Annotated in this window: 18 protein-coding genes; 8 read left to right on the top strand and 10 right to left on the bottom strand. The window is 39.1% G+C overall.

Annotation, left to right across the window (positions count from 1 at the left end):
- Positions 1-29 precede the first annotated feature (29 nt).
- Both J0A69_RS21100 and lepA read right to left on the bottom strand, forming a co-directional pair.
- Entirely contained in the window at positions 30-392 is a 363-nt protein-coding gene (locus tag J0A69_RS21100) for a four helix bundle protein (RefSeq protein ID WP_206588618.1), read from the bottom strand.
- Positions 393-509: 117 nt separating this feature from the next.
- The gene (gene lepA / locus J0A69_RS21095; protein WP_206588617.1) at positions 510-2303 is read right to left on the bottom strand and encodes a translation elongation factor 4; all 1794 of its coding nucleotides are present in this window, start codon (positions 2301-2303) and stop codon (positions 510-512) included.
- Between the two features lie 382 nt (positions 2304-2685).
- Between lepA and J0A69_RS21090 the strand changes: the two genes are divergently transcribed.
- From J0A69_RS21090 to J0A69_RS21070, 5 genes are all read left to right on the top strand, one after another.
- Entirely contained in the window at positions 2686-3819 is a 1134-nt protein-coding gene (locus J0A69_RS21090) for an efflux RND transporter periplasmic adaptor subunit (RefSeq protein ID WP_236033061.1), read from the top strand.
- A gap of 141 nt (positions 3820-3960) precedes the next feature.
- Positions 3961-7152, top strand: coding sequence for an efflux RND transporter permease subunit (locus tag J0A69_RS21085; RefSeq protein WP_206588615.1), 3192 nt, complete (start codon positions 3961-3963; stop codon positions 7150-7152).
- A complete protein-coding gene (locus tag J0A69_RS21080) occupies positions 7149-8618 on the top strand; it encodes an efflux transporter outer membrane subunit (protein ID WP_206588614.1) in 1470 nt (489 codons plus the stop codon). Before J0A69_RS21085 ends, J0A69_RS21080 begins: the two co-directional genes overlap by 4 nt.
- A 183-nt stretch (positions 8619-8801) precedes the next feature.
- The gene (locus tag J0A69_RS21075) at positions 8802-9341 is read left to right on the top strand and encodes a DUF4924 family protein (protein WP_206588613.1); all 540 of its coding nucleotides are present in this window, start codon (positions 8802-8804) and stop codon (positions 9339-9341) included.
- A gap of 32 nt (positions 9342-9373) precedes the next feature.
- Positions 9374-10084 (top strand): endonuclease/exonuclease/phosphatase family protein, encoded by a 711-nt coding sequence (locus J0A69_RS21070; RefSeq protein WP_206588612.1) that lies wholly within the window; start codon positions 9374-9376, stop codon positions 10082-10084.
- A 37-nt stretch (positions 10085-10121) separates the two neighbouring features.
- Here J0A69_RS21070 and J0A69_RS21065 read toward each other — a convergent pair whose 3' ends face one another.
- A complete protein-coding gene (locus tag J0A69_RS21065; protein WP_206588611.1) occupies positions 10122-12050 on the bottom strand; it encodes an AAA domain-containing protein in 1929 nt (642 codons plus the stop codon).
- Between the two features lie 63 nt (positions 12051-12113).
- Here J0A69_RS21065 and J0A69_RS21060 point away from each other — a divergent pair, with 63 nt between their 5' ends.
- The gene (locus J0A69_RS21060) at positions 12114-12719 is read left to right on the top strand and encodes an acyl carrier protein phosphodiesterase (protein ID WP_206588610.1); all 606 of its coding nucleotides are present in this window, start codon (positions 12114-12116) and stop codon (positions 12717-12719) included.
- Positions 12706-13164: a hypothetical protein gene (locus J0A69_RS21055; protein WP_206588609.1), complete on the top strand. Its 459-nt coding sequence runs from the start codon at positions 12706-12708 to the stop codon at positions 13162-13164. Before J0A69_RS21060 ends, J0A69_RS21055 begins: the two co-directional genes overlap by 14 nt.
- Positions 13165-13185: 21 nt before the next feature.
- Here J0A69_RS21055 and J0A69_RS21050 read toward each other — a convergent pair whose 3' ends face one another.
- The 5 genes from J0A69_RS21050 to J0A69_RS21030 all read right to left on the bottom strand — a co-directional run bounded on the left by J0A69_RS21050 (position 13186) and on the right by J0A69_RS21030 (position 19978).
- Positions 13186-13725 carry an inorganic diphosphatase gene (locus J0A69_RS21050; protein ID WP_184496148.1) on the bottom strand — a complete coding sequence of 180 codons (540 nt, stop codon included), beginning with the start codon at positions 13723-13725 and terminating at the stop codon, positions 13186-13188.
- An 87-nt stretch (positions 13726-13812) separates the two neighbouring features.
- Entirely contained in the window at positions 13813-14898 is a 1086-nt protein-coding gene (locus J0A69_RS21045) for a hybrid sensor histidine kinase/response regulator (RefSeq protein WP_206588608.1), read from the bottom strand.
- Positions 14891-17002: a sensor histidine kinase gene (locus J0A69_RS21040; protein WP_206588607.1), complete on the bottom strand. Its 2112-nt coding sequence runs from the start codon at positions 17000-17002 to the stop codon at positions 14891-14893. Before J0A69_RS21040 ends, J0A69_RS21045 begins: the two co-directional genes overlap by 8 nt.
- A gap of 1 nt (position 17003) precedes the next feature.
- Entirely contained in the window at positions 17004-17708 is a 705-nt protein-coding gene (locus J0A69_RS21035) for a hypothetical protein (protein ID WP_206588606.1), read from the bottom strand.
- Positions 17709-17710: 2 nt separating this feature from the next.
- On the bottom strand, positions 17711-19978 hold the full coding sequence (locus J0A69_RS21030) for an Rv1355c family protein (RefSeq protein WP_206588605.1): 2268 nt from the start codon (positions 19976-19978) through the stop codon (positions 17711-17713).
- A 203-nt stretch (positions 19979-20181) separates the two neighbouring features.
- On the opposite strand from J0A69_RS21030, the gene J0A69_RS21025 reads away from it, so the two are divergent.
- On the top strand, positions 20182-20655 hold the full coding sequence (locus J0A69_RS21025) for a response regulator (protein WP_206588604.1): 474 nt from the start codon (positions 20182-20184) through the stop codon (positions 20653-20655).
- Position 20656: 1 nt separating this feature from the next.
- Here J0A69_RS21025 and J0A69_RS21020 read toward each other — a convergent pair whose 3' ends face one another.
- Positions 20657-21868: an alanine dehydrogenase gene (locus tag J0A69_RS21020; RefSeq protein ID WP_206588603.1), complete on the bottom strand. Its 1212-nt coding sequence runs from the start codon at positions 21866-21868 to the stop codon at positions 20657-20659.
- Complete coding sequence (tsaE, locus tag J0A69_RS21015) at positions 21858-22289, bottom strand: tRNA (adenosine(37)-N6)-threonylcarbamoyltransferase complex ATPase subunit type 1 TsaE (RefSeq protein WP_206588602.1); 432 nt, start codon at positions 22287-22289, stop codon at positions 21858-21860. Before tsaE ends, J0A69_RS21020 begins: the two co-directional genes overlap by 11 nt.
- Positions 22290-22293 lie beyond the last annotated feature (4 nt).

Below are 22293 nucleotides of genomic sequence, written 5' to 3'. Positions count from 1 at the left end.
ATTCGATGTTCGATGTTCGATATTCTGTTTTAAAGATTCTTCCTTTCTGAAGTTTCAACGCTTTTGACAAAGATTGAAATCAGTTGATTACACTCGTCTATCAATTTTTTGACAATACCTAGATCATGGTGTAAGTTGGATTTAGCAATAATTTTTAGTGCAACTCTGCTTTCTCTGAGTTCCTTTAAAACTATTTTCAACTTATGAATAAAATCACGCCTTGATTCTCCTGATTGAGCTTCACCGTAATTTAAAGCAGTTGAGGTACCACTTCTTAGTAATTGGCTACTCATGTGATTACCTGCTTTTGAACTCACCATAGTGTCTGTAAAAGAAATGATTTCAGAGGCAAAATCAATTAATCGATCCTCCAAATCAAATTTTCTTTCCATGACACTCTTTTTAAATCAATATTATTTTTTACTAACTATTCGGGAATACCCAATAACTTAAAATTATGAATATCGAATATTCAATATCGAATAAAGAAGTTAACCTCACTAACCCGATTAATCTAGCTTCAACACCGCCATAAACGCCTCCTGAGGTACTTCGACGTTACCGACTTGCCTCATGCGTTTCTTTCCTTTTTTCTGCTTTTCAAGAAGTTTTCTCTTACGGGAAATATCACCACCATAACACTTCGCCAATACGTTTTTACGAAGGGCTTTAACTGTTTCACGGGCAATAATCTTGGTTCCGATAGCCGCTTGAATAGCAATTTCAAACATCTGTCTTGGCACCAACTCCTTCAACTTTTCACAAAGTCTCTTGCCCCACTCATAAGCTTTATCTCTGTGTACTACTGCAGAAAGCGCATCAACTGGCTCTCCATTTAGCATCACATCCAGTCTCACCATATGGGAAACTTGGTATCCAATTAGCTCATAATCCAAAGAAGCATATCCTCTGGAAATGGTTTTCAACTTATCAAAGAAATCAAATACAATCTCTGCCAAAGGCATGTCGAAAGTCAATTCCACTCGCTCTGCTGTCAGATAAACCTGATTTTTGATTTGACCTCTTTTTTCCATGCAAAGGGTAATCACAGCTCCGACATATTCAGCTGCTGTGATAATAGATGCTTTCACATAAGGTTCTTCGATATGCTTCATCCTAGTAGGATCCGGCATATCGGATGGTGCATTGATCAGCTGATAGGTATCATTGGTCATTAAAGCTTTGAACTGAACCGAAGGAACTGTGGTAATCACTGTCATGTCAAATTCACGCTCCAAACGCTCTTGAATAATCTCCATGTGGAGCATTCCCAAGAAACCGCATCGGAATCCAAAGCCCAAAGCCATGGAAGTTTCTGGTTCCCAAACCAAGGAAGCATCGTTCAATTGGAGTTTTTCCATTGAAGCGCGAAGTTCCTCGTAATCGGTAGTTTCCACAGGATAAATCCCCGCAAAAACCATAGGTTTTACGTTTTCGAAACCTTGGATCGCCTTTTCACAAGGACGCTTGATATGGGTAATCGTATCCCCTACTTTGATTTCCTTGGCAACTTTCACCCCTGAAATCAGGTAGCCTACGTTACCTGCGCTCATGGTTTGCTGAGGTATTTGGTTCAAGCCCAAAATTCCGATTTCATCCGCCTCGTATTCTCTTCCGGTATTGACAAATTTGATTTTATCGCCTTTGCTGAAAGTACCGTTGAAAATCCTAAAAATAACCTCCACTCCACGGAATGGGTTGTAAACAGAGTCAAAAATCATCGCTTGAAGAGGTGCATCCGGATCTCCTTTTGGTGCAGGAATTCTAGTTACAACCGCCTTCAAAATATCATCTACCCCGATTCCGGTTTTTCCAGAGGCTAGGATAATATCTTCTCTGTCACAGCCAATCAAATCAATCACTTCATCCGCAACTGATTCTGGGTCTGCGCCAGGAAGGTCAATTTTATTTAAAACTGGAATGATCTCCAGATCATGGCCCAAAGCCAGGTATAAGTTAGAGATTGTCTGAGCTTCGATACCCTGGGAAGCATCCACAATCAGCAATGCACCTTCACAGGCAGCAATTGATCTGGAAACTTCGTATGAAAAATCCACGTGCCCCGGAGTATCAATCAGGTTCAAAGTATAAACCTCACCCTCATGGGTATACTTCATTTGGATCGCATGTGATTTGATTGTGATACCTCGCTCCCGCTCCAAATCCATATTATCCAACAACTGATTCTGCATGTCGCGGTCAGCGACCGTTTGCGTTTCTTGCAGTAATCTATCCGCTAGTGTACTCTTCCCATGATCAATATGGGCGATGATACAGAAATTCCTTATTTTTTGCATATCCATTCTGGGGGCAAAAGTAGTAAAAATTAGGCTTATCGCTTTTTATTTTTCAGCCTTTCTTGAAAGCAGAATTTTAGACGGGATCTGTTTAAAAAATGTTAAATCAGTATTAGCCTTTTTCGGAGGGAGTACGATCTCTTCCCCATTTTGAAACCGAAGAGGCACTTTTCACCCTGAAATTGTACAGAAATTCCCCACTTTTCATCAATTTTTACCCACTTTGAAATTAGTTTCAAAGCCTTATCACCTGAAAATCAGCCATTCCTACCAAAAAACTCTCCTTTAATCCCATGGTATGATTATTTCTGAATGGTTTTCGAAAACCAAAAAAATTAGGAATCAACACCTATTAAACATGGAAAACCTACCAATTATTATAAAAAAGATGAAAACCTTTTCTCCATTAGTATTGGGAATATTCCTGAGTTTGGGATTTTTCAGCTGTGCTGAAGAGGAGGTTGAAGAAGAAGGCATCCCACTTCCAGTCTTGACTTTGACTGAAGAGCCTGCAGCGATTTCATATAAATATTTAGGTTCGATCGAAGGCGTGGAAAACGTTCAGATTAGACCCCAAGTAGAAGGAATTCTGGAGCAGATCTATGTAGATGAAGGCCAATATGTCAACAAAGGTGATGTCCTTTTTAAGATCAACAGCCAGCCTTACATGGAAGACCTTAAGAACGCCCTTGCCAATGTGGAGCTTGAAAAGGCTAAACTGAAAAAGGCAAAAACTGAGATTGAGCGCTTGAGACCTTTGATCGAGAATGAGGTGATTTCCGAAGTAAGAATGGAAACCACTGTGGCCGATTATGAAGTAGCACAATCTTCTTTGGCGAAAGCCGAGGCGGAAGCAGCAAACATGCGGATAAATATGGGCTTTACCACTATTAAAGCCCCTGTAGATGGTTTGATGGGAAGAATCCCGAAATCCATCGGAAACGTGGTCAAAAAATCAGATTCAGAACCTCTGACGGTTTTATCCAATGTCAGCGAGATTTATGTCTACTTCTCTATGAGTGAGTCGGACTACCTCTACTTTGAGCGAATGAAAAAAGATTCTACTTCCAGAAAGATGAACCCAGACGTGAAACTGGTTTTAGCTGATGGAAGTGTCTATGACAAAGTGGGTACAATCGACGCCAATTCTGGTCAGATCAATCGTTCCACAGGTTCCATCACCTTGAGAGCACATTTTGAAAATCCAGACACTTTATTGAGAACCGGAAATACCGGTAAAATCCTGATGGAACAGATTTATCCAAATGCGATTCTTGTTCCTCAATCTGCTACAACCTCTATTCAAGACAAGCGATTTATCTATGTCTTAAACGAGGATAATACCGTGGCGAGAAAGGAAATCAAAATAGAAGGAAGGTCAGGAAATGACTTTATAGTCAGTGGAGAGACTTTGAAAGCGAATGATCGCATCGTAACTGCCGGACTTGACAAATTGAGTGATGGCGTTTTGGTAAAACCACTGGAGCAAGGACGCCTCCTTACAGAAAACAACCCAAAATAATTCTCTAACCGCTCTGATTCATTTCATGTTTCGGAGCGGCTTTAAGATCAAATTCTGATCGATTATCCTTTTCTAAATGAAGAGGAACGGGATTCTATTTTGTTTTTTCCCGCTTTGATCGAGGTAATTCCTGATGAACTCATGATTAAAAACATTATACAAAGACCTGTTTTAGCATTGGTGATATCCATCTTATTGGTATTGGCTGGTGCTGCAAGTATGCGGTTGCTTCCAGTGGAAAGATTCCCCGAAATCGCACCTCCTAGTGTCAGCGTGCAGGTTTACTACCCAGGCGCCAATGCTGAGACCGTTGCCAACTCGGTTCTATTGCCATTGGAAGAGGCTATTAATGGGGCAGAAAACATGAGTTACATCAACTCCACTGCAACTAACTCAGGGCGAGGACGATCTACAGTCTATTTCGAGCCAGGTACTGATCCAAATGTAGCTGCTGTCGAGATCCAAAACCGGATTTCCAAGGTAATGGAACAAATCCCTTCTGAGGTTAGAGAAGCAGGTATAGTGGTTTTAAAGAGACTGAAAGGTTCCTTGATGACCATCAATATCTACAGCGAAAACGGAGCTTATGATGAAACTTTCCTTAATGCCTATACCCGGATGAAAATCAGAAGGGAACTCAAGAGAGTCGGCGGTATTGCGGAAGCATCCATCTTGAGGTCCAGAGATTATGCCATGAGAATCTGGTTGAATCCTGAGAAATTGGCGCTTTATGGCCTGACTCCAAGAGATGTGCTGAATGAAGTCAGAGATCAGAGTTTTGAGGCAGCTCCTGGAAGATTTGGAGAAAATTCTGAAGAAACTTTTGAGATCGTTTTGAAACATTCTGGTCGTTTCAGTGAGCCTGAAGAGTATGAAAATATCGTCATCAAATCTGAAGAAGATGGCTCCCAGTTGAGACTGAAAGATGTGGCACGGTTGGAGTTTGGTGCTTCCAACTACGCCAGTGAGAACAAATTGGATGGGAAATCTGCCGTGACTATTGACATCGTGCAGCAACAAGGTGCCAATGCAGTGGAAATCGATAAGGCAGTTCGGGAAATCATGGAGGAACAAGCCAAAGCTTTTCCCGACGGAATGAAATATAGGATCACATACAGTGTGCGTGATCAAATTGATGAGTCCATGCATCATGTGAAAAAGACTTTGATCGAGGCTTTTGTACTGGTATTCTTGGTGGTATTCATCTTTTTGCAGGATTTCAGAGCCACGTTGATTACAGCGATTTCGATTCCTGTTTCTCTGGTCGGAACCTTCTTTTTCTTACAAGCCATCGGGGCTACAATGAATGTGTTGAGTATGTTTTCAATCGTACTAGCCATCGGGATTGTGGTCGATGACGCCATTGTGGTGATCGAAGCGATTTATGAAAAAATCCACGATCATGGCATGCATGTAATTGATGCTGTAAATTCCGCGATGTCAGAAATCACCGGGGCAATTATTTCCATCACGATTGTGATCGCAGCGGTTTTCTTACCTGCTGGTTTCTTGGATGGACCGGTTGGTGTTTTCTACAAGGAGTTTGCCTTTACGATCATCTTTGCAGTTTTAATTTCAGCAGTCAATGCATTGACACTGGTGCCTGTTTTGAGTGCTTTGATTCTTGGAAAGAAAAAGAAGAAAAAGGTTAAAAAGGACAACCTGATTGGTAAAATCAAAGATTCTAGAGGTGTTTACAAATTCAAATTCTTTAAAACAGTTGGCCTTAGAAAATTCGATAAGGTTTTTGACAAATTCACTGTTCAATATATCAGACTTGTAAAATGGGCCATTATTAAAAGATGGTGGGCAATAGGCGGTTTGGTAGTGGTATCGGGACTGACTTTTCTTTTGGCTTCGACAACTCCCAAAGGCTTCATCCCTACAGAAGATGATAATTTCTTGATTTTCTCATTGACCATGCCGGAAGGTTCTTCCTTATACAGGACCAACCAACTGTTACGAGAAGCCGACTCTATTCTACATAAAGAACCAGCCGTAGCAAGTGTCAACACTGTTTCAGGTTACAACATCGTGGATGATTCGGAAAGTGCCTCTACAGGATTGGGTTACATCAAACTCAAGGAAGTTTCTGAGCGTGGCGAAATTTCCAATATCAAAGAAGTAGTCAAGCATTTGACTCAAAAACTAAGTGTCCTAAATGAGGCAAAAATCAATATGTACCCAAGACCAACCGTGCAGGGCTTCGGGAATTTTGATGGAGTTCAGATCGTGCTTCAGGATTATTCCGATGGGGATTTGGCGGAATTTGGAGTGTTAATCAGCGAATTTGTTGCAGAGCTTTCCCGCCAGAAAGAAATCGAAAAAGCATTTACATCCTACAACACCAATTTCCCACAGTTTAAATTGAACATCGATTACGAAAAGGCAAAAGCCCTTGGAGTAAGTGTGAAAGACATGATGTTTACCATTCAGTCTAATTTCGGTCGAACAAGAGTTGGTGATTTCAACCGCTTTACCCGCCAGTATATGGTATACATGCAATCGGATATCCAATACAGAGAAACTCCCGATGCCATCAATTCTATCATGGTAAAAAACGATAAGAATGAGATGGTACCGCTGAGTTCATTTGTGAGCTTGGAGCAGACTTACGGCCCAGAAACGGTTTTTAGATACAACCTATACAATGCCGCAAGGATCAACATCACTCCTGCTCAAGGCTACAGTACCGGGGATGTTATGAAAATGCTTGAGAAATTCAGCGAGGATAAACTTCCAGCCAACTTGGGCTTTGAATGGACGGGGATGAGTCTTGAGGAAAAGAAATCAGGTTCCGATACCACCATCATTTTCATCATCAGTATTATTCTGACCTATTTTATTCTTGCCGCACAATACGAAAGTTTCTGGCTGCCTATGGCTGTGATCCTCTCTTTGCCTGCTGGTATTTTGGGGGTTTTCGCCTCCATCAACCTAGCAGGAATAGACAATAACATCTATGTGCAGGTGGGATTGATCATGTTGATAGGTCTCTTAGCAAAGAATGCCATTCTGATCGTGGAATTCGTGGCGCAGAAAAGAAGATCCGGATTGCCAGTTTTAGAGGCAGTAATCGAGGCCTGTCAATTGAGATTAAGACCGATAATGATGACATCTTTTGCCTTTACAGCCGGTTTGATTCCTTTGATGTTTTCTGTGGGATCTTCCGCAGAAGGTACCAAGTCAGTCAGTATCGGAACTGCTGGCGGAATGATTTTCGGAATATCGTTGGGTTTGATATTCATTCCAGTCCTTTCTTATGTTTTCCAGGAACTGCAGGATCGATTCACTTTGAAGATTAGTAAAAAAGCAGAATTAGCAGAACAATGAACCATACCAAAAAAAAAATATACCTCTTTTTGATTCTGGTTGCAGCGGGCTGCAAAGTAGGTGAAAACTATACACGACCAGAAACCAATCTTCCTGTGACATTTTATGGAGGTCAAAAAATCCAGGACAGTGTGTTTGTCGGGGATCAATCCATTGCTTCTATCAACTGGGAAGAGTTCTTTCAGGATTCAACACTTAACGCATTGATTGACTCCGCTTTGGTGGGCAACTTTGATATGCAAAAAACAGCCAAGCAAATAGAAATCGCGAATGAAAGCTTTTTGCAGTCAAAAGCTAATTTCTTACCAAGTCTGAATTCAAATCCGGCTCGATTGACCCGTGAGTATTATTCTGAAAATTATAATAATTACGGTTCTAACCGATCCAGAAGGAACCATCCTGATGGTGTTCCGACGACTTTGTATACTGAAAATTTAGCCTATGCGGTGACACTTCAGGCAAGTTGGGAAGTGGATATCTGGGGGAAATTACGTTGGCAAAAAGAGGCTGCCCAAGCCAAATACATGCAGACCCAAGAATTCCGTAAAGCCGTGCAAACTGCCTTGGTTTCGGAGATTGCCTCCACCTATTTCAATATCCTGATGCTGAAATCCCAGTTGACCGTAGCAAAAAGAAACTACGACCTCAGCCAGAACACCTTGAAAATTGTGGAGTTACAGTATGATGCGGGGGAAAACACTTCTTTGGCGATTCAGCAAACCAAATCACAGATGTTGCGAGCCAAGGCTCTGATTCCACAATTGGAAAAAGCCTATACCATCCAAGAAAACCGCTTAAATAACCTGCTTGGGCAGACTCCCGGTGCTTTGGAATTAAATGGGGTGTTGGATCAGCTTTCATTAGATCATGAATACACCACGGGTGTTCCAATAGAATTGATCCAAAACAGACCGGATGTTGCAGCTTCTGAATATGAACTTATTGCCACCAATGCCCGTGTCGGAATCACCCAGGCTATGAAATACCCATCTTTGACTATCAATGCCGGAGCAGGCTTGAATTCCATGGCATTTGGTTCCGTCTTTGACCCGGTGGGTTCTGGATTTGCATTACTCAATGGAGCCTTGTTTCAACCGATCTTCCAAAACAGAAAACTGAAGACCAATCACAGAATTGCGATCAAACAACGTGAAATCGCGGAATTGGATTTCAGGGATAAAGTAAATACAGCTGTGATGGAAGTATCCAGTGCTTTGGTGAATATCGAAAAGCTTCAGGAGGAATATGAAATTGCCCAGGAAAGGCTGAGAACAACCACCAAAGGGATGACCGATGCCTTTTTGCTATTTGAAAGTGGCTTCGCCAATTACCTGGAAATCATCAATGCGCAAGAAGATGCTTTGCAAAACCAGTTGGAGGTAGTGCAATTGAAAATGCAATTAGCCTTGGCTAAAGTAGAATTATATAGAAGTCTTGGCGGTGGTTGGCAGGTTGAAGGCAATTAAGAGGAGTAAGTTTACGGAATTATTTCTCCTTTAAAAATGGTCTGTCAGTCCGAGCGGAGTCGAGGACGCTTCGACAACGTTCAGCGTGAAAATGCTGCTTGCAAACACAAAATTCTTTTCAAGGATTAGTTTGCTTTTGGAAAGCACAGAAGACAAAAACCAATCTTTTTTTACCTTTGCGCCATGAAATCCGTAGCCGAAAACAAGAAGTCAACAAACATTGCTGAATATATCATCTACATGTACCAAATGGAGGATCTGATTCGCTCCTATCAGGGAAATGCAGAAGAAATCAAAACCTTTGTCGTCTCTAAATATCCTGTTTCCGAAGAAGAAAGAAATGAGATTTCGACTTGGTATCTTGACCTTTTACAGAAAATGAAAGAACAGAATATTCTGGAAAAAGGACATTTAAAAGAACTGAATGAGTTGGTTGCTTCATTGGCAGAAATACACTGGAAGCTGCTAAAAACTGATGCAGGCTATTTTGAGATCTATAATAAAACCAAGCCTTTTATTATTGAAGCAGTGATGCAGGCAGAAGGTCAGGATATGGGAAATGAAATCCAGATCTGCTTGAATGGGATTTACGGCTTATTACTTTGTCGGCTTTTGGGCAAAAAAGTGACTGATCAGCAATTGAAATCTGCAGAAGCTTTTGGGGATGTGTTGAGCTTTTTAAGCTATAATTATCGAGAAAGAGAAAAGCTATCGAAGAATTAAAACTGGATTGGAATATTTAAAGATTGAAAAATTTGAAGATTGTCACATGGAATTGCAATGGAGCCTTTAGGAAAAAATTCAACTTATTAGATGAGTTTGATGCTGATATCTATGTAATTCAAGAATGTGAGAATCCAATAGAAACTGTCCATCTTGAATATTTAGAATGGGCAAAAAACCATCTTTGGATTGGTGACAGTAAACATAAAGGGCTAGGTGTTTTTGCAAAAAAAGGTATAAAACTTACTCCACTTTATTGGACAAATCAGTACGAAGGAAATCCAGTAAAGCATTTTTTACCATTTTATGTTAATTCTGAGTTTGAATTAATTGCTGTCTGGACCCACTACAACAAATCTCCTACCTACGGATATATTGGTCAATTCTGGAAATATTTTCAACTTCATAAACAGAAATTCAATAACTCATTAATTATAGGAGACTTCAATAGTAACTCGATTTGGGACAAACCAAAAAGGGCATGGAATCATAGTGAGGTTGTTAAAGAACTGGAAAAACTAAACATAACAAGCTTCTATCACAGCATAGGCCAAGAATCTCAAGGAAACGAACTTCAACCCACATTTTTCCTTCAAAAGAACCTAAACAAACATTACCATATTGATTATATTTTTGGTAGCTCTGAGTTTAGAAAAAAGCTAGAAAAGATAGAATTAGGCAAAGTTGAAGATTGGATAAAATATAGCGATCACTTACCAATGATTTGTGAGTTTTCGTGTTAGAATTTTTAAATCTTCCAATCTTTCAATTTTCAATTCATTATAAAAACTCCCAAACGCTTTTATATCCCTGATGGCTTTCAAAATACTGAAGTAACTGATCGAAAAAGGGATTTTGAGCCAAGGTGCTACTATCGCCGATCAGAACCAGTTTTCGTTTTGCACGGGTCAAAGCGACGTTCATCCTTCTTGTATCAGCCAAGAATCCAATCTCTCCTTTTTCATTGGACCGGGTCAGAGAAATCATCATCAGATCCCGCTCTTGACCTTGGAAACCATCCACTGTATCAATAGTGATCAAGTCTGAAAAGGCTCTTAAATTGGGATAATCAAAACCCTCTAAAATCAAGGATCTCAACAAACGGACTTGCGCTCCATAAGGTGCAATCAGGCCAATTGTCCAACCTTCTTGTTTGAAATTAGCAATCCCGATTCGTTTTATTATCTCATTTAAATAGCGGCAAGTAAAAGCAGCCTCTTCAGGATTGCAGGTACTTAAGCTCTCCTGCTCCTTTTGATCCAAATACCCTGCTCCAGCCGTATCGATCCATTCAATAGGATTGGCTTCTTCTCCAGGAAAAACATGGGATTTTGTGTTATCTGCTGCTTGGAGTTCCCCTTTGTAAAACTGATCATTAGAAAAGCCCATAATCGCTTCAGGCATCCGATATTGAACCTGTAGCATCTGCGAAACTTGGGATTTTCTGGCAATCACTTTTTCAAATAAGGTTTCTGCCAATCCTTCCTGAGCAGCCTGATAGGATTTGATCGTTGGAGGAAGCTGACAATGATCCCCGGCAAAAACCACTTTTTTGGCCTTCAAAATTGGAATCCAAGTCGCAGCTTCCAGTCCCTGTGCAGCTTCATCAATAAAGACAACATCAAATTCCATCCCCTTCAAATTGTAAGAAGATGCCCCTACCAGTGTACTTGCAAAGACCTTGGTCCTCTGAAAAATGTCATATTGAATGTATTCCTCCAGAGACTTGGCAGCTTCCCTGATTCGGGATACTTCTGCATACATCAGCTTTCGCTGCGCTCTTTCCTCTGGTCCGAAATTCCTTTTGTATTGTTTGGCTAGTTTGAGGTATTGATCTGTTTCTTTTCGAAGTTTCTTCAGATCCCGATAGCTTGGATGAAAAGCAGTTTTGGCATCCAAGGTCTGATTCAAAATCTTCTCCTCCACCCTAGCTGGATGCCCCAGTCTAAGGGTTTCAATTCCCCGATCGATCAGCTTTTCCACCAATAAATCAACCGCCGCATTACTAGGTGCACAGACCAAAATCGATTGCCCTACAATCACTGATTGTTCGATAGCTTCGATCAACGTGGTCGTTTTGCCTGTTCCCGGAGGACCATGCACTACAGCCACATCTTTGGCCCGAGCAATTAATTCACAGGCTTTATTTTGAGAGTCATTCAAATGCTCAATTGACTTCTGGGATTTCCCGGAAAACAGAGGTGACTTTTCGCCTAACAGGATTTCTTTCAGTTCGGCTACTCGTTTATTTTCATCAGAAATTACTCGTTTGAGTGCGAATTCCATCTCCCGATAACTTGCCTCATCGAAAAGCAAGTCAACCCCAAGACGTCCTCCTTCCATCCAATCAGGAATTTCATCCACTTGAAGGGTGACAGTCATTGCATTGTTGCGGACAAAATTGATTACTCCGTTTACGCGATGTTCCGAACTTTGATAGCTGTCTTGGGTAGTAAAAAAAGAGACTGATTTTCCAGAAGAAAAAGCAGAGGATTGATTGGAATCTGTTCGCTCAATCTCCACAAGCAATCTTTCTCCCATACCGATCTTACTCTTTTTCAAGATTACAGGATGCCAGGTGATCCCTTCTTTTTTCTTTTCAGTAATGGAGGAATTCAGAAATTTCTGTTTGTACTGAGCCAAGTCTTCCTGCCATTCCAGCTTTAAAAGTTTCAGGTCTTTCTTTAATTCCTCTGTGACTTTGTCCATCAATGCTTATTTTAGGGTCGAAACTAATCAAATCAGATTAAGTTTTCTATTCAAAAAGCAAGGATGAACTATTTGGCCCATGCCTATCTTTCCTTTCATCAGGAAGAAATTCTAGTTGGCAATTTCATTGGAGATTTTGTCAAAGGAAAAATGATGGTGCGGTTCCCAAAAGGCATTCAACAGGGAATTCTACTTCATCGAGAAATTGACCGCTTTACGGATTCTCATCCTTTAGTCCGAGCGGGACAAACTTACCTGAGACCGATTTTTGGGCATTATGCTACAGTGATTACAGATATTTTCTTTGATTATTTTTTGGGAAAAAACTGGAACAGATATTCGGATCAAACGCTGGAGGAGTTCACCTTTTCGGTATATGAGCAAGTCACTAGGTATGAGGCTTTTTTTCCAGATCGGTTCGGAAATCTATTTTATTGGATGAAAAAGGACAATTGGCTTTTGAGATATGCAGAGATTGAAGGGATCCAAAGTTCTCTGACTGGACTATCCAAAAGGACCCGATTTGATTCCAAAATGGAACAAGCCCATTTATCATTATTGGAGCGAGAAAATGAATTTGAGGTGATTTTCTTCGCTTTTTTCGAAGATTTGAGGACTTTTGCAAAGCAAAAACTCGAAGAAATCCAAGCACTCCATGATTCTGATTAAGCCAAAATTATCCACCTATTTCTCATTGGGCATTCTTGTCCTTTTCCTGATAGCTGGATTGGTGTTCATTTTAAGGGACTTTGCCTATGTGGGAAGTTTTGGACTCTGGTTTTACTTGATTGCCGCTCCTTTACTGACACTGGTGATTCTGATGATCCTGATAAAACTTTTAGCTGGCTATAGATTTATCGCTGCCGGAAAAGACCAAATCGTGGTAAAACTTCCAATCAGACGCTATGAAAAAACCTATCCGGTCAATCAGATATTAGCTTGGGAGGAGGAAACCATTTTGGCCAACAAAAAAGAATTCAAACAACTGACCATAGCTTTCGCAGACAAGCAATCAATCTCAATCTCTAATCATGAGCATGAGTCCTATTCGCAAATGGTCAAGTATCTCATGAAAAAAGCTGCAAAACAGCAAGTGAAAAATAAAAAAGCCTGAGAAATTTCTCAGGCTTTCATTTTATCGTGCAGTACGGAAGTTTTTATCGTAAAGCTCCACACTTTCCTGGATGATCCGCATAGCGTCTTCTTTACCCAAGAAATCCTCCACTTTTACTTCTTTGTTTTCAAGCTTTTTGTAGTCTTCAAAGAAACGGTGAACTTCCTTCATCAAGTGAGGTGGCAATTCATCGATGTCATTGATATAGTTCACGGATTGGTCTCCCGCAGCTACAGCGATGATTTTATCATCAGCTTCACCACCATCAACCATTCTCATTACACCGATGACTTTCGCTTCGACCAAACACATGGAAGGAATATCGATCTGAGAAATGATCAGGATATCCAAAGGATCGTGATCTTCACAGAATGTCTGAGGAATAAATCCATAATTGGCTGGATAATGAACTGCTGAGAACAAGACTCTGTCCAGGTATAGCATCCCTGTTTTTTTGTCAAGCTCGTATTTGCCTTTACTTCCTTTTGGAATTTCGATCACGCCCATTACAGTTTCAGGGGCATTTTTCCCGATATTGACGTCGTGCCAAGGGTTAATCATATTTTTTGAATTTGTTAATAAAAAGTGGGTCTCCCCCTAATCCGCAGCAAAGATACATTTTACCTGTAAAATGACCGCCTTTCTTTCTTAATTCATATTAGGCAAAGTGATCGTAATGCTGGTACCTACATTGAGAGTTGAGTCCAAATCAATTCTACCTCCCATTTGCTCCACAGCTTCTTTGACCATGTAAAGTCCCAGTCCTACGCCGACATTTTTCTGAGTAGCTCTGGTAAAAAGGTTGAAAACTTCAGGATGGTGTTTAGCATCAATACCAATTCCGTTATCCTCTACTCTGATGATGGCTTGATTGTCAAGTACATCTATTGTCAAAGAAATGGATTTAAGACCTGGATCGTGCTTTTGGAACTGCACAGAATTACTAAAAAGATTATTCAGGATCACTCTGATTTTTGCATCATCTGAGAAGAATTCTTCTTGCTGATTTATCTGAATATCCACATGGAAATGGCTCAAATCAAATTTGGCGTTGTATGCTTCCATTTGTTGATCCACGATAGATTTAAAATCAATAGAAGCGACTTTATGATCTATTTTAGTGGATCTATAGAAATCCAACATCTTATAAATGTAATCATCCAGCTTCACTGTCGCTGAATCGATCATTTCAAAATATTCCAGAATATGGGGATCTTCTACTTCCAGTTTTGCCAATTTAGAAACTCCTGAGATACTCATCAGCGGTCCTCTCAACTCATGAGAAAGACTGTAAACAAACTGGTTCATTTCAGAATGAAGTTTCTTCAACTTGATATTTTTCTCTTTGAGCTCCATTCTCATGAAGTAAATATCAGCCGCATTTTTGATGGAATTTTTGATCTGCTCAATATTCCATGGCTTATCGATAAACCTATAAACCTCACCCTTATTGATCGCATCAATTACCGAAGCGATGTCAGAATATCCTGTCAACAAAATCCTGATCGGATCAGGATTGATCTTGACCATTTTTTCAAAGAATTCTGTACCAGTCATTCCTGGCATTCTTTGATCCGCTATTACCACATGAATTTCCTCTTCCTGGGCAAGACGCAACCCTTCCTCCGCATCAATTGCAGTAAAAATTTTAAAGTCTTTTCTTAAAGTTGCCCGGAACGATTTAAGGTTATTATCCTCATCATCGATGTAGAGCACATGGATTTTATCACTCATATCTTGGAGTACTTTGGTATATAGGAAGGGTAATAATAAAAGTTGTACCTTCTCCCTGCTCAGTTATTACTTCGAGGGTTCCTTTGTGATTTTCAATAATAGAATAAACAATTGACAGACCCAAACCTGTCCCTTTTCCTACCGCTTTTGTAGTAAAGAATGGTTCAAATATACGTTGTTTTACACTTTCTGGCATTCCTGGGCCATTATCTTCAATTTCAATCCTGACAGTTTCTTCAAAAGCTTTCGTTCTCAGTGTAATATGCGGGTCTTTTATATCATCGATGTTATCACTTAAAGCATGAACTGCATTGTTGATAATGTTCATAAACACCTGGTTGATTTTACCTGCTAGACATTCTACCATCGGTAATTCACCAAACTCTCTCACGATCCGTATTTTTCCAGGAATAGTGCTGTTCAACAAAATAATAGTACTGTTAATCCCATCATGCAAGTCTACCTTTTTGATATCCTGCTCATCTACTCTGGAGAAAATCCTCAAGCCTTTTACAATCTCCACAGTTCTTCGGGCTCCATCTTCCATCCCCTTCAGTAGCTGATCTACCTCGTCTAAGACATAATCCAACTCAAGATCTTCCTCCAATTCCTTCGCTTTTTTCTTTGAGTTTTCCGAAAACTCTTTCTGACCAGCTTCTCTGTAGAATTCAATCACCTCCATGATATCTTTAATATCTCTTTTTAGAGGAGTGATATTGGAGCTTACAAAGTTGATCGGGTTATTGATTTCATGCGCAATACCAGCTGTCAATTGACCCAAGGAAGCCATTTTCTCCTGACTAACTAGTTGACTTTGTGTATTCTGAAGATTCCTCAGCGCATGTTCTAATTCATCCGTTCTCAACTTCACTTTTTTCTCAAGAATCGTGTTTTGCTCACGGACCAGAATCTCATTTTCTTTCAAAACTTCCAGCCTTTCCGCCTGCTCCTTTTCTTTCTCTTTTTTGAGGATATTAATTCTATCAGCAAGAGCAAATGAAAGCAAAACCACCTCTAAAGCTGAGCCCAAAGGCATTACATAAGCAGTAAGGTTAGTGGTGGCGATGACTCCCATTTCACTTAAAACAAAAATGAAAATACCAACCATAAACATCGACCAAGCCAACAGGTAATACCTTGCCGGCCTGTATCCTTGCTTTACAATCAAAACTGCTGCGAATAGAACAAACATCACAACAATCGATTGGGTAACAAGTAATACTTGATAACTGATAGTTATTGAAAAGAAAAATGCATTGAAAAGAATGAAACCATACACTCCATAGATGAAGTAGAATCCTTTATCGATTTTCGGGATAAAGGATTTTGTGAATAAGAATTCTCTCAAGAACCAAATTCCTGCAATACTTACAAAAGAGGAGAAAATCACTCCTGATCTGAGGTTTAGCCAAACTGAATTTGGCCAGAAAATTTCTTGAGTATAACCTAATATGGAGCTTTGCGCGAGCCAAACAAAAAGTGTATGAATCACATAAATCAGATAAATTTTATCCCTTACTGAAAAGTATAAAAACAGATTATAGAAGAAGAGACCTGCAATAATCCCTGTAAAAATCCCAAAAAGAATATTCTCTTTATTGATAAGTGAATTCACAAAATCCAAGTCACTAACTGTTGAAGTAATAATCTTTTTGTTGACGCTTTTTACTTTCATGTAAAGCGTGACAGGCTCATCTTTAGGAAGATTTATATCAAAAATGATAGATTTCGAAGAGATTGATTTTGAAAAATAATCTACAAGTCTACCTCCATAATAAGTTTGCAAGACCTCCTGATCCTTGACAATAAATAGCTCCAAACTATCTAACGAAGGGTTATTTATATATAAATATTTGAGATTTTCCTCACTGGTATTTATCAAATCATATCTAAGCCAAACCAAATCATCATTAATACCAAAATTGATCGAACTGTTGTCGATTTTTTCAAATTCCTGTGAATTCATCACATCAGTCAAACCCAAATTTTGATTTTTATCCAAAATCAAATACTCATATCTATTGAGATCTACGCTTTCATTACCAATGACGATAGGGTTAATTTGTAATAGACTAAAGGAAAGCCACGCAAAAAATACTAACATATTAAATTCTCCAGTTTGGATTTGAAATTTTGAGATCGTAGGTGATTTTAATTTCACCTTTTGGGGTCATTTCTAGACGTTCACACTGTAAGTTTTTTCTTAAATCAAAAATAAAATCTCTCTCCTCTTTCAATGCCAGGGGCAAACCTTTCACATCCTTTGAAACTGCCAATGTTGCCACAAGATCAAGTTTTGGATAGAAGAACGTCCCTTTATTCCCGATTTTTGTTTCAATTTCAAAGCCTTTTTGAAGGGTAGGCTTTAGTGTATATTCCGCACATAGAGCAAATAAAGAAGGGATCTCTAACTGTTCTGCAATCACAAGCGAAGCTCTTGACAAATACAAAGCACCTATTCCATATCCTGAAACAGCTCTACTATTCCACAAACCACCAATTTCTCCTGTTCCCAACTCCCGGTATTCAGCCACTATTTTACTGATATTAGTATCTACTTGGCTGATGGCTCCTTCTAATGGAAGAGGATAATCTTCATGAGCGATATGTATTCTTAAACCGCTGACAACATTCCCAGTCAAATCATCATGAACAGTCACCACAAACACATATGGATTGTCTTTCCATTCATTATTTGAAGAGGTCACTTTTGTCACCCCATAATCCTTCAACACATTTGCATGCCCTTCTATGAACATTCGACAAATGTCAGGTTCATCTACAGCTCTAAATGCTTTGAATGTGAACATTCTTAAATTATGGTTAGTGAATTAGAAACATCTCTTCTGTATGCCCTTACACTGGGTTCTTGCACTTTATTTAACCTGATCAAAAATAAATTTTCACAAGAAATGCCATCATTGAATAGTTTATTCAAGTCTTCTGATAACTCAATAATCCTTTCTTGGTTTAGTTTACTATAACCAGTGGTGATTTCTCTTTTTAAGCGTTGAAATATAAATAAAGAAGCTGAAATAGGCTGAATACTAATGTCATTTAAATTGGCTTTGATCCAGATCCTTTGCAAAGCTATCCCTGCTTTCAGGTAAGTAATTGGGTCAAAAGACGCTCCCTGAATCATTACTACAGCTGAGGAGGAAAGAACTGTTGTATCAGAAATCTTGCTTAAAGCTGTCCCTAGATTATTTTCTCTCAGCAATTCGACCGCAGCAGCATCTCTAAGTAATCCTAATGCTGCTCTATCCGCACCTTCAAGCTCCAATGTTTCTATATCGATTCCATCAGATGTGTCTATTGCTTCTTTTTCAGTCCATCTGATTTCATTAATAAAATCGCGATAACCTCGCTTATGCAATAATCTCAAACGATCCATTTCTCCAATAATCCTAGCTAATTCCTGTAGAGATTTATCGTCAGTTTTTGACTTAATCCCTAATTCAAGATCTGTAACCAGATTTTCCATTTCAGAAATGACTTGATCAGAAATTTCAACTCTCTCGTTATTTTTTCTATTCGTGCACCTTTTTGAAATTCCCTCTACTAGCTCTGAGTATTTCACTTTTAATGGTAATGGAGATTTTGAAATAAATCTAATCGAGGCGATTAAATCTTGCTCAAATTCATTGATTTGGTGAATAATTTCTATCTCATAACCCAAATAAGCAGCCTTCAACCTTAAATTCTCAAGAGCAGCTCCGAATGCAATCAGAGATCCAGTACCTAAAAAATCAAGAAAAGAATCACTCTTTGTCTTGTCATGAAAAAGATGAATAATAGACTTCTCATCTAAGATCCAATGCCATGGTTGGACATTCCCACCAGATGGAGCCATGTTGGCATGCTCGATTATATCTCTCAAGTCATTTTGAGGAATATTGACAGAAGAAGGTTGAAGGTTATTAGGGATTAAGGTCATCCAATCTGAAAATGAAATGGCTTCTTTTTCAACCTCTTTTACTTGTGAATTTTCTTCTGGCTTTACTAACTCATCAATATCAACCAAACACTTTCCAGATTGATAATTGGCTCCAAGCAATAATTTTCTAGCAATGTGAGAAATTGTAGCTCCCCCTAAAAAAACAGCTGAAGCCAGTTGGGGCCAGGAAGTAATAGTCTGGTTCATTTCTAATAAGGATGCTTTCATCCTTGAAGAAAGTGTGTTTATCCCGGTAATTTTAAGCCCAATAGCAATCCTTTGCCTGTCGCTTAATTCTTTCAAATCAGAATAACTTACTCCTTTCATATGACCATGGAAAATTGGTCGATCAGGCTCAAGGTCAAACCTTTCAATATCAACCATTCCCCGATCGGAGGTTTCCATGACCACAGGAATTTTATATTTCTTGGCTTTTTCTCTAGCTAATACTTTAATATTAAAGCTATCACATTCATCAATAAGCAAGTCTAACTTGCCTCCTGAGGTAAGAAAATCATCAATGTTTTCTTCACTTATACCCTCTCTAAAAAGTTTAATATTGAGATAAGGATCAATTTCCCAAATTTCTCTTGCAGCTATAATTGATTTTTCTTCATTCAAATCAATTATAGAAGCCCTTAATCGATTGATATTACTTAAATCTAACGTATCAAAATCGGAAATACGCAACTCACCAAAACTCCTTTCCAAAGCCATCGCAAGCGCTATGCTTTGTCCCACAGAAAGCCCAATTATCCCAACTTTCCTTGTAGCTAATTCTTTTTGTTCTTGTTGGGTGATTTTATAGTTATTTCTCGACGTTCTGACTAGAATAAAATCCTCTTCGGGGAGAAGTCTGACCAATGTATTCTTCCAGGGATAGTAGATCCAGTTTCCAAAAGTATCTTTATCATTTACTTCATAAAACTCTTTTAGCAATTGGTTATGCTTATCAGAATTGATCTTTTTCCCGCCGCTCTTAGCATTTAAAAGTTCAATTATTTGATTATCAAGGGTATTTACGACCTTGATATTATTGTTTTGAAGAAGCAAATCCAGTTTGATTTGATCATCATGATTTTTAGGATTGAGAATTATAGGATAAACCTGGTTGTAAATACCAGATTCAAAAATTTTATTCATGAAGGTTGGGTGTATTAAAGCTGAGTAAAGTTAGGTTTTTCAACTAAACTTCAAATTAAATATCGCTGTAATTCAATTCTAGAGTCAAACTTTTTGAAAAATTTCATTAAATAGAGGTTTATAAATCTGCCTATTGCTTATTTGTAAATAAAAAAAATTATTTTTAATGCTTGCATCCTAACTAATTTTTAGACTTTTGCAACATGGAAGAAAAAGCCACGGAAAAAATAAAAATTCTTTATGTAGATGATGAAGAAAATAATCTTCAGGCATTCAAAGCAACTTTTCGTAGGGATTATAAAATATTTTTAGCTATTTCTGCGGTTGAAGCCCGTAAAATTTTGGAGGAGGAAGAGATAGAAATTATCATCACTGACCAAAGGATGCCAGAAGAAACTGGGGTTGAGTTTTTAGAATCTATTATTCCAATTTATAAAGATCCGATCCGGATTTTATTAACAGGATACACTGATATCCAAGCTGTAATTGATGCCATTAACAAAGGACAGGTTTACCATTACCTTACCAAGCCTTGGGAAGAAGATTATCTCAGAACGGTAATCAAAAATGCCTACGAAATTTTCACTCTTCGTAGAGAAAACGAAAAATTGACGGAAGCGCTTTTAAAAGCAAATGAGCAATTGGAGTTTTTGCTTCGTCAAAACTTACTTTCCTAGTCTAATACCTCGCAGCTAATAGAAGCTGCAGCTCTTTGTGGGATAACCCGAATTTTCTCCCCAAATAGGCATTTGTAAGACTTCCCCTGTAAGTATATACCCCCCTCAAAAACCATTTATAATTAAAAATCATTTCTTCAGCTCCACCTAGATCTGCTGTCTGAAGAATAATTGGGGTAAAAATATTGCTGAGAGAATAGGAAGCTGTTCTTGCCACCCGAGAAGCAATATTTGGCACACAGTAGTGAATGATATCATGGATCTTATAAACCGGCTCGTCGTGAGTAGTCATTCTGGCCGTCTCAATGCAACCGCCTTGATCAATCCCCACATCAATGATGATGCTTCCATGCATCATGTTCGCTACCATCTCTTCGCTAATCACAATCTTATTTCGGCCCTTTTCAGCTCTCAAAGCACCAATCACAACATCCGCTTCAGCCATGGCCTGACTCAAACTGAAATTATCAATAGTCGAGGTATAGATTTGCTGACCCAGCAATTGTTTGATTCTGCGCAGTTTGTAGATATGATTATCAAAAACTTTGATATTGGCACCTAGACCAAGAGCCGTTCTGGCTGCGTATTCGGCTACAGTTCCTGCACCCACAATTACTACCTGCGTTGGAGGCACTCCTGTCACACCTCCCATGATCAATCCTTTGCCGTCATTCACACTGGACAAATATTCTGCAGCTATCTGCATCACAGTACTTCCGGCAATTTCAGACATAGCCCTGACCACTGGCATCCCTCCCACTTTGTCTTCCAAGTATTCAAAAGCAACTGCCGTGATTTTTTTAGCATTTAATGCTTCAATAAACTCCTTGCTTTGCCTTCCCAGTTGGATTGCTGAAATCAGGCAACTACCCTGCGACATGTCTTCTAATTCCTCCAAAGTAGGCGCATCGATTTTTAGAACTATCTCTGCAGCCAATGCCTCTTTTTTAGAGTAGACAACTTTGGCGCCAGCATCAGAATAATCCTGATCACTGAATTTTGCCTGCAAACCCGCTCCGGTTTCCAAAATGACACTCAACCCATTATTGGATAAAATCCCAACTGCTTCCGGAGTTAAAACAACCCTTTTTTCTTGGGAAGATATTTCTTTGGGAATCCCGATAGTCAATGATTTAGAGTCCTTTCTGACTTTCGCAGGGGACTCTTTTGGTATCAAACCTACTGCCGATATTTCACTTAATTCAGCTGGCATCTTGGATGTGTTGAAGGGTGAGTTTTCTTTCTGTCGGAGACAAAATTTCAAGTTTAATCAGAAAATAATTGTCCGGAATAAACTGGGCGATTTTTTCTGCCCATTCTATCCAGCAATAATTTTTACTATAAAAATACTCTTCTATTCCAATATCCAATGCCTCGGTGGCATCATCTAGCCTATAAAAGTCAAAATGATAAAATTCCTCACCGGAATCATTCTGATATTCATTGACGATCCCAAAGGTCGGGCTGCTGATTTGATCCAAAATATTAAATTCTTCTGCTAGAGCCTTGATCAGAGTGGTTTTACCTGCTCCCATCTCTCCTTGAAAAACCCATATTTTTTCATCTCCTCCAACATCTATGACTTTTTTGGCTGCTGTGGAAATAGCGCTTTTATCGTACGAAAACTGAATCAATGAA

Origin of the sequence: Algoriphagus pacificus, assembly GCF_017254845.1 — a bacterium.
Classification (GTDB): domain Bacteria; phylum Bacteroidota; class Bacteroidia; order Cytophagales; family Cyclobacteriaceae; genus Algoriphagus; species Algoriphagus pacificus.
This window is presented reverse-complemented; position numbering and strand designations above follow the sequence as displayed.

Excerpts from the sequence above, each read along its gene's own strand:
- J0A69_RS21085 (WP_206588615.1), top strand. The coding sequence starts at position 3,961 with ATGATTAAAAACATTATACAAAGACCTGTTTTAGCATTGGTGATATCC.
- J0A69_RS21060 (WP_206588610.1), top strand. The coding sequence starts at position 12,114 with ATGAACTATTTGGCCCATGCCTATCTTTCCTTTCATCAGGAAGAAATT.
- J0A69_RS21065 (WP_206588611.1), bottom strand. The coding sequence starts at position 12,050 with ATGGACAAAGTCACAGAGGAATTAAAGAAAGACCTGAAACTTTTAAAG.
- J0A69_RS21075 (WP_206588613.1), top strand. The coding sequence starts at position 8,802 with ATGAAATCCGTAGCCGAAAACAAGAAGTCAACAAACATTGCTGAATAT.
- J0A69_RS21035 (WP_206588606.1), bottom strand. The coding sequence starts at position 17,708 with ATGTTCACATTCAAAGCATTTAGAGCTGTAGATGAACCTGACATTTGT.
- lepA (WP_206588617.1), bottom strand. The coding sequence starts at position 2,303 with ATGGATATGCAAAAAATAAGGAATTTCTGTATCATCGCCCATATTGAT.
- J0A69_RS21025 (WP_206588604.1), top strand. The coding sequence starts at position 20,182 with ATGGAAGAAAAAGCCACGGAAAAAATAAAAATTCTTTATGTAGATGAT.
- J0A69_RS21045 (WP_206588608.1), bottom strand. The coding sequence starts at position 14,898 with ATGAGTGATAAAATCCATGTGCTCTACATCGATGATGAGGATAATAAC.
- J0A69_RS21080 (WP_206588614.1), top strand. The coding sequence starts at position 7,149 with ATGAACCATACCAAAAAAAAAATATACCTCTTTTTGATTCTGGTTGCA.
- J0A69_RS21090 (WP_236033061.1), top strand. The coding sequence starts at position 2,686 with ATGAAAACCTTTTCTCCATTAGTATTGGGAATATTCCTGAGTTTGGGA.
- J0A69_RS21020 (WP_206588603.1), bottom strand. The coding sequence starts at position 21,868 with ATGCCAGCTGAATTAAGTGAAATATCGGCAGTAGGTTTGATACCAAAA.
- J0A69_RS21050 (WP_184496148.1), bottom strand. The coding sequence starts at position 13,725 with ATGATTAACCCTTGGCACGACGTCAATATCGGGAAAAATGCCCCTGAA.
- J0A69_RS21055 (WP_206588609.1), top strand. The coding sequence starts at position 12,706 with ATGATTCTGATTAAGCCAAAATTATCCACCTATTTCTCATTGGGCATT.
- J0A69_RS21030 (WP_206588605.1), bottom strand. The coding sequence starts at position 19,978 with ATGAATAAAATTTTTGAATCTGGTATTTACAACCAGGTTTATCCTATA.
- J0A69_RS21100 (WP_206588618.1), bottom strand. The coding sequence starts at position 392 with ATGGAAAGAAAATTTGATTTGGAGGATCGATTAATTGATTTTGCCTCT.
- J0A69_RS21040 (WP_206588607.1), bottom strand. The coding sequence starts at position 17,002 with ATGTTAGTATTTTTTGCGTGGCTTTCCTTTAGTCTATTACAAATTAAC.